General features: G+C 68.6%; 9 protein-coding genes. All 9 read right to left on the bottom strand.

The window, feature by feature from the left end:
• A partial coding sequence (locus AC1DVT_RS16730; protein WP_477390127.1) for an alpha/beta hydrolase occupies positions 1-799 on the bottom strand: 799 nt, incomplete at its 3' end.
• Position 800: 1 nt separating this feature from the next.
• Positions 801-1,085 (bottom strand): hypothetical protein, encoded by a 285-nt coding sequence (locus tag AC1DVT_RS16725; RefSeq protein WP_457098419.1) that lies wholly within the window; start codon positions 1,083-1,085, stop codon positions 801-803.
• Positions 1,086-1,089: 4 nt separating this feature from the next.
• Entirely contained in the window at positions 1,090-1,698 is a 609-nt protein-coding gene (locus AC1DVT_RS16720) for an aggregation-promoting factor C-terminal-like domain-containing protein (protein WP_477390125.1), read from the bottom strand.
• A gap of 206 nt (positions 1,699-1,904) precedes the next feature.
• Positions 1,905-2,489, bottom strand: coding sequence for a DivIVA domain-containing protein (locus AC1DVT_RS16715; protein ID WP_477390123.1), 585 nt, complete (start codon positions 2,487-2,489; stop codon positions 1,905-1,907).
• Positions 2,489-3,538 (bottom strand): phosphatidate cytidylyltransferase, encoded by a 1,050-nt coding sequence (locus AC1DVT_RS16710; protein WP_457098416.1) that lies wholly within the window; start codon positions 3,536-3,538, stop codon positions 2,489-2,491. Before AC1DVT_RS16710 ends, AC1DVT_RS16715 begins: the two co-directional genes overlap by 1 nt.
• An 8-nt stretch (positions 3,539-3,546) precedes the next feature.
• Entirely contained in the window at positions 3,547-4,101 is a 555-nt protein-coding gene (gene frr, locus AC1DVT_RS16705) for a ribosome recycling factor (protein ID WP_477390121.1), read from the bottom strand.
• 52 nt (positions 4,102-4,153) lie between these two features.
• Complete coding sequence (gene pyrH / locus AC1DVT_RS16700) at positions 4,154-4,873, bottom strand: UMP kinase (protein WP_457098414.1); 720 nt, start codon at positions 4,871-4,873, stop codon at positions 4,154-4,156.
• A gap of 85 nt (positions 4,874-4,958) precedes the next feature.
• Complete coding sequence (gene tsf / locus AC1DVT_RS16695) at positions 4,959-5,786, bottom strand: translation elongation factor Ts (protein WP_457098413.1); 828 nt, start codon at positions 5,784-5,786, stop codon at positions 4,959-4,961.
• A gap of 114 nt (positions 5,787-5,900) precedes the next feature.
• Positions 5,901-6,818, bottom strand: a 918-nt coding sequence (gene rpsB / locus AC1DVT_RS16690) for a 30S ribosomal protein S2 (RefSeq protein WP_477390119.1), incomplete at its 5' end; no start/stop codon positions are given.

Genomic DNA, 6,818 nt, shown 5'->3' with positions numbered 1-6,818 from the left:
CCTGTCCACCGTCGAACGCGCCGTCGCTCGTCCCGCGCGGCGACGTCGTGCCGCGCGTGTTGAACCGCAGCACGGCGGATGACTCGGACGACCCGTGCCACTCCTCCGGGAGTGGCAGGGCACCGGGGTTGACGGCCGCGACGATCTCGGTGAGGACGCGCCGGGTCTGCGTCTCGCCGACCCACAGGTGCTTGCCGCCCTCGACCGGAATGAGCACGGCGTGCGGGACCGACGCGAAGCCTTCGGCCGCGGCATCCGGTCGCAGGTAATCGTCGAACTCGGGGATCAGCGCGATCATCCGGCGCCGGTCGCCCTCCCACGCGGCCACCTCGTCCGGTCCGGCGCGGTGCAGCGGCGGGGAGAGGAGGATCACCCCCTCGACCTCGTGGTCGCGGCCGTACTTGAGCGCGATCTCGGTGCCGAATGACCACCCGACGAGCCAGGGATGCGGCAGCGCGCGGTCCCGGACGAAGTCCATCGCCGCCGCCAGATCGAAGGCCTCCGCCTGTCCACCGTCGAACGCGCCGTCGCTCGTCCCGCGCGGCGACGTCGTGCCGCGCGTGTTGAACCGCAGCACGGCGAGGTCGGCCAGCGCAGGCAGACGAGCGGCGGCCTTGCGAAGGATGTGCGAGTCCATGAACCCGCCCGCCGTCGGGAGCGGATGCAGCGTCACGAGCGTCGCGACCGGCGCATGCTCTGCCGGCATGGCGAGCTCTCCGACGAGCGTCAGCCCGTCGAGCGTCTCGAGTTCGATGTCCTCGCGCCGGGCGGGCAGGAGCACGGGTCCACGGATTTCCACGTCAGCCGATCCTCCAGCAGTGCGTGTGCCAGTGTCGGCGCGCGGCCAGGTCGGCCTCCTCGCCGAGCACCCCGTCTGCCCGCCAGGCCACGAGGTGTGCCACACCGGGGTCGATCTGCCGCCCGCACCCCGGGCAGGTGTACGCCTTGACGGCCTGGGCTCCGCTCACCGGCTGAACCGTCCACTCCGCGCCGCGTCGCGTCTCGGTGCGCTTCCACCCCGCGACCATGCGCTCGAAGGACTCGTTGCCCGCCGCGCCAGGACGCCGACGGTTCGACCGCGGCATGAGCTCAATACCAGCCGGTGCTCTGCGAATGGTTCCAGGCACCGCACGGCGAGCCGTAGCGGCCGCCGATGTAGTTCAGGCCCCAGGTGATCTGCGTGGCCGGGTTGGACTCCCAGTCGGGCGCAACCGAGCCCATCTTGCTGCCGGGCAGAGCCTGCGGGATGCCGTATGCGCCGCTGCCCGCGTTGTACGCGTTGACCCGCCAGCCGGATTCCCGGTTCCACAGCGCCACGAGGCAGGCGAATTCGGAGTCGCCCCAACCACGCGCCTGCACCATGCCGTAGGCGATGGACTGCGCCGTACCGGGGTCGGGTGAGACGAATGGCGGCGACCACTTGGCGGCTCCAGAGGACCCGGTGGTCTTGCCGACGACGGGCGCAGGCGGGGGCGGGGGCTTCGGCTTGACGTACACCGTGTAGCCGCCTCGGTCGAACGAGACCGCCTCGTCCGAGACCGCGGCATCCAGGGCCAGAGTCTGCGTGTCACCCAGTCCACTCGCGTAGAGCGTGACCGGCGTAGTCTCGGCGGCGTTGGCCTCGCCCAGCACCGAGCCCATGGGTCCGACATACGCCGCGACGAATCCGATCGCGGCCAGCGCGGCGAAGACGCTCACCACTCCGCGCCTGCGGGACCACCGTGGTGTCGCGGCAGGCACTCCGACCGGAGCGACGGTGATCGTCGCTGCGGGGGCCGGTTCGTGACGACGCATCCGTCGGGGCGCCACGGGAATCATCTCGTTGCCGGAAGTCACAGTGTCCCTGAGTGTACCCGGCGAAGCCGGAGCATGCCATCCGACGGACTCGGACCCTCATGCAATGCTCATGCGACGGCGAGCATCACCTCGACGACCGCGTCGAGCACGGCATCGACCTGAGTCTCGCGGTACCCGCCGCGCTGCATGCGGAAGGCGACCGCCCGAACCTGCTCGACACTCACCGAATCGCCCGTCTCCAGGTAGCGGGAGATCTTGTCGGCGACGAGATCCACCTCGTCGATGCGGTATCCGTAGCGCAGCGCGTTCACGCGCGTGAAGCGGTGCCCGCGCGGACGGGAGAGACGATCCAGCACGACCTGCGCGGTCTCCTTGGTCTGGCCCACCCAGGCGCCGACGCCGCTCTCAGTGAGCGCGAGCCGGCGCTCGCGGGCGGCGAAGGCGTCTTCGATCCGGCCGAGCGCGGCATCCACCGCGGCGATCGAATAGCCGTGCTTCACGATCGGGAAGGCGACGTGCCGGATGTCGGCAGAGGTCATGGAGGTCGACTCGTCCCCGAGTTCGAACGCGGTGCGCGCGTGCGCGAGGAACGCCTCGACCGCACGCTTCTCATAACCGCGGCCGCGGTGCGGTGCATCCGGGAAGGCCGGCGCCGGTGGGGCGGAGGTGTTCTCGAGATCGGATTCAGACATCAGGCCGCCAGCGGGGAGAGAAGGTAGTAGAGGATCAAGGCCGCGAGACCCGAAGGAAGGACGGAGTCCAGGCGGTCGAGCACACCGCCGTGCCCTGGAATCCAGGAGCTCATGTCCTTGATGCCGAGGTCGCGCTTGATCATCGACTCCGCGAGGTCGCCGGTCGTGGCAGCCAGCAGGATCACGAAGCCGGTGATGAGCCCCGCCCACCAGGGGATGCCGAGCATAAACAGGCCGAGCAGAAGCCCCGCGATCAGCGCGGCCAGGCCAGCGCCGGCGAAGCCCTCCCAGGTCTTCTTCGGGCTGATGAGCGGCGCCATGGGGTGCTTGCCGAAGGTGAGGCCGGATGCGTAGGCGCCGGTGTCGGCGGCGATGACGATCGCGATGAAGGCGAGCACCCACCATTCGCCCCCGTCCTGGCGCAGCAGCACCACGCACAGGCTCGCCAGGAACGGCACATAGAGCTGGACGAAGCCCGCCGCCATGACGTCGGAGAGCACATCGCCGTAGCTGCGTCCGTCGCGCACCGCCATCTGGGCGATCAGCCGCCACACGATGACGACGGCCACCGCGACGATGGTCGTCACCCAGTGCAGCCAGGGGCTGAGGAAGTACCCGGCGAGGAGCACGCAGACCCCGACGACGATGTGCGGGATGACATCGACCCGGCGCCCCGCGGTGCGAAGCGCGCGACAGAACTCGAACAGTCCGGATACCAGCGCCGCGAGCGCGAGCGCGAGGAATCCCCACTTCACGAACACGAGCGAGCCGATCAGCACGATCGCGAGGCTCACGCCGATGAGGATCGCCAAGATCAGATCGCGGCCGGTCCGCTGCTTGATCCGTTCATTGGCCTCTTCGAACTCGGCGCGCGCATGGGCGACCTGGCTCTCGAACTCGTTGCGCGCGGAGCGCACCTGCGCGGGGAAGGCGCCGGTCGATGCCGACTCTTCTGGCGCCTTGCGCGCCTGCGCGGCTTCGCGCCGAGTCAGGGCGGGTCCGGGATCCGCGGACGGATCGCCCGGTGCATCACCGGATGGGTCGGTCATCGTCTGTCTCAGACCTCGAGAAGCTCGGTCTCTTTGCGCTTGAGGGCCTCGTCGATGGCGTCGACGTGCGAGCGCGTCAGAGCGTCGAGTTCCTTCTCGGCACGTGCCAGCTCGTCCTCGCCGAATTCGCTCTTGAGGTCGTCGAGATCGTCCTTGGACTTGCGACGGATGCCGCGCACGTGCACCTTCGCGTCTTCGCCCTTGCTCCGCACGATCTTGACGAACTCACGACGGCGCTCTTCGGTGAGCTCGGGAAGGGTGACCCGCACGAGGTTGCCGTCGTTGGTCGGGTTGGCGCCGAGGTTGGGCGTGTCGCGGATCGCCTGCTCGATGGCCTTGAGCGCCGACTTGTCGTAGGGCGTCACGACGATCGTGCGTGCCTCGGGGTTGTTGAGCGAGGCGAGCTGAGCCAACGGCGTCGGAGTCCCGTAGTAGTCGACCAGGATCTTCTGGAAGAGCTGGGGGTTCGCCCGACCCGTCCGGACGGTCGCGAAGTCCTCCTTCGCTGCCTCCACGGCGCGATCCATGCGCACCCCGGCATCGGACAGAACGTCGGCGATCACAGCGACTCCCCTCGTGGCTTACAAGAGCATCAGTCTAGCCGGGGAGGCGGGCTCAGACCGTGACGCGCGTGCCGATCGGTTCCCCCAGGAGGGCGCGGGTGACGTTGCCCGCGGGCTCCATGCCGAACACGCGCATGTCCATGCCGTTGTCCATGCAGAGGCTGAACGCGGTCGAGTCGACGACCTTGAGGCCGCGCTGCAGCGCGTCCTGGTACGTGATGCGGTCGATGCGGGTGGCCGAGGCATCCTTCTTCGGATCGGCGGTGTACACGCCATCGACGCCGTTCTTGGCGACGAGCACCTCGATCGCGCCGATCTCGAGCGCGCGCTGGGCGGCGACCGTGTCGGTCGAGAAGTAGGGAAGACCCGCCCCGGCGCCGAAGATCACGACGCGGCCCTTCTCCATGTGCCGCTCTGCGCGGCGCGGAATGTAGGGCTCGGCGACCTGCGTCATCGAGATGGCGGACTGCACGCGGGTGGCCGCGCCGGCCTGCTCCAGGAAGTCCTGCAGCGCGAGCGCGTTCATCACGGTGCCGAGCATGCCCATGTAATCGGCACGACCGCGGTCCATGCCGCGCTGGCTGAGCTCAGCGCCGCGGAAGAAGTTGCCGCCACCGACCACGATGGCGATCTCGACCTGTCCGACCGCGGCGGCGATCTCGCGGGCGATCTGGCTGACGACATCGGGATTCACGCCGAGCTGGCCCGCCCCGAACGCCTCACCGGACAATTTCAGGAGGACGCGGCGGCGTCCGGTCGCTTCATCGATCACGTGGGATCCTCTCGTGGCGTTTGCAGACTATCGAACGCAGGCGAAAGGCCCGCATCGGCTTTGCGATGCGGGCCTTCCTGAAGTGCTACGCGCCGACCTTGAAGCGGGCGAAGCCGGTGAGCGTGAGCCCAGCGTTCTTGGCCACCTGCGCGACGGACAGCTTGTTGTCCTTCGCGTAGTCCTGGTCGAGCAGCGAGACCTGCTTGAAGAACGCGTTCACGCGACCCTCGACGATCTTCGGAAGGGCTGCCTCCGGCTTGCCCTCCTGACGCGAGATCTCGGTGACGATCTCGCGCTCCTTGTCGACGTCGGCCGCGGGGACCTCGTCGCGGCTGAGGTAGGACGGGTTCGCGAACGAGATGTGCTGCGCCAGGCTGCGGGCGGTCTCGGCGTCGTCACCCGTGTACGCCAGCACGACGCCGACCTGCGGGGGCAGGTCCTTGTTCGTCTTGTGCAGGTAGATCTCGAACTTGTCGCCGGACAGCGTGCGCACGCGACGCAGTTCGACCTTCTCGCCGATGATGGCGGCCTCGTCGTCGATCAGCTGAGCGACGGACTGGCTGCCGGCCGGAGCCGCGAGGGCAGCCTCCACGGAGTCGGCGGCGACGGCGGCCGCGGCATCCGCGACCTTGTCGGCCAGCGCGATGAAGCGGACGTTCTTCGCGACGAAGTCGGTCTCGCACGCGAGCTCGAGGATCGTGACCTTGCCATCGACCTCGCGGGAGGCGATGAGGCCTTCGCTCGTCGAGCGGTCGGCGCGCTTGGCGTTGCCCTTCGCGCCCTTCAGGCGCAGGATCTCGACGGCCTTCTCGACGTCGCCGTCAGCCTCTTCGAGAGCCTTCTTGGTGTCGACCATGCCGGTTCCGAGCTGCTCGCGCAGCGCCTTGATGTCGGCGATCGTGAAGTTTGCCATGGGTGGCGGCTCCTTGGTTTGTGTGAGTTCTGGGGATGTCTCGGCGGGGCCGACGCGCGCATGACGGTCGGCACCGCCGAGACGGAATCCTGCAGGCGGAGTGCCTGCGCGTGACTACTTGGCGTCGGCCTCGGGGGACTCGGCGACCTCGGCCTCGGCTGCGTCAGCCTCGACGATGTCGACCTCGACGACCTCGACCTCGACGCCATCGGCGGTCTCGGTGACGACCTCGACCACGTCGACCTCGACCACATCGATGCCCGAGGCGGCCTCAGCCTCGACGACGGCTTCGACGACCGCGTCAGCGACCTCTTCAGCCGCGCCCTGCTCGAGCAGCTCGCGCTCCCAGTCGGCGAGGGGCTCGGCAGCTTCCGCCGACTCGTCRGCCGGGTTGTGGCGCTGGATGAGGCCCTCGGCGGCGGCGTCGGCGATGATGCGGGTGAGCAGGCTCACCGAACGGATCGCGTCGTCGTTGCCGGGGATCGGGTACTGGAACTCGTCCGGGTCGGCGTTCGTGTCGAGGATGCCGATGACCGGGATGCCCAGCTTCGTGGCCTCGTTGATCGCGAGGTGCTCGCGCTTCGCGTCGACGACCCAGATCGCCGAAGGCGTCTTGGTCATGTTGCGGATGCCGCCGAGCGACTTGTGGAGCTTGTCGAGCTCGCGCTTCTTGAGCAGGAGCTCCTTCTTGGTGAAGCCGCTGTTCGCGGGGACCTCGTAGTCGAGCTCCTCGAGCTCCTTCATGCGCGCGAGGCGCTTGGAGATCGTCTGGAAGTTGGTCAGCAGACCACCGAGCCAGCGCTGGTTCACGTAGGGCTGACCGACGCGCGTGGCCTGCTCCGCGAGGACTTCCTGTGCCTGCTTCTTGGTGCCGACGAAGAGAATCGTGCCGCCGTGGGCGACCGTCTCCTTGACGAACTCGTACGCCTTGTCGATGTACGTCAGCGACTGCTGCAGGTCGATGATGTGGATGCCGCTGCGCTCGGTGAGGATGAAGCGCTTGACTTTCGGGTTCCACCGGCGGGTCTGGTG

It is taken from the genome of Microbacterium sp. P2_F9, from assembly GCF_056403635.1.
This window is presented reverse-complemented; position numbering and strand designations above follow the sequence as displayed.

Bases quoted from the DNA above. Each gene is read 5' to 3' on its own strand.
- AC1DVT_RS16715 (WP_477390123.1), bottom strand. From the start codon at position 2,489: ATGTCTGAATCCGATCTCGAGAACACCTCCGCCCCACCGGCGCCGGCC.
- AC1DVT_RS16725 (WP_457098419.1), bottom strand. From the start codon at position 1,085: ATGCCGCGGTCGAACCGTCGGCGTCCTGGCGCGGCGGGCAACGAGTCC.
- AC1DVT_RS16710 (WP_457098416.1), bottom strand. From the start codon at position 3,538: ATGACCGACCCATCCGGTGATGCACCGGGCGATCCGTCCGCGGATCCC.
- tsf (WP_457098413.1), bottom strand. From the start codon at position 5,786: ATGGCAAACTTCACGATCGCCGACATCAAGGCGCTGCGCGAGCAGCTC.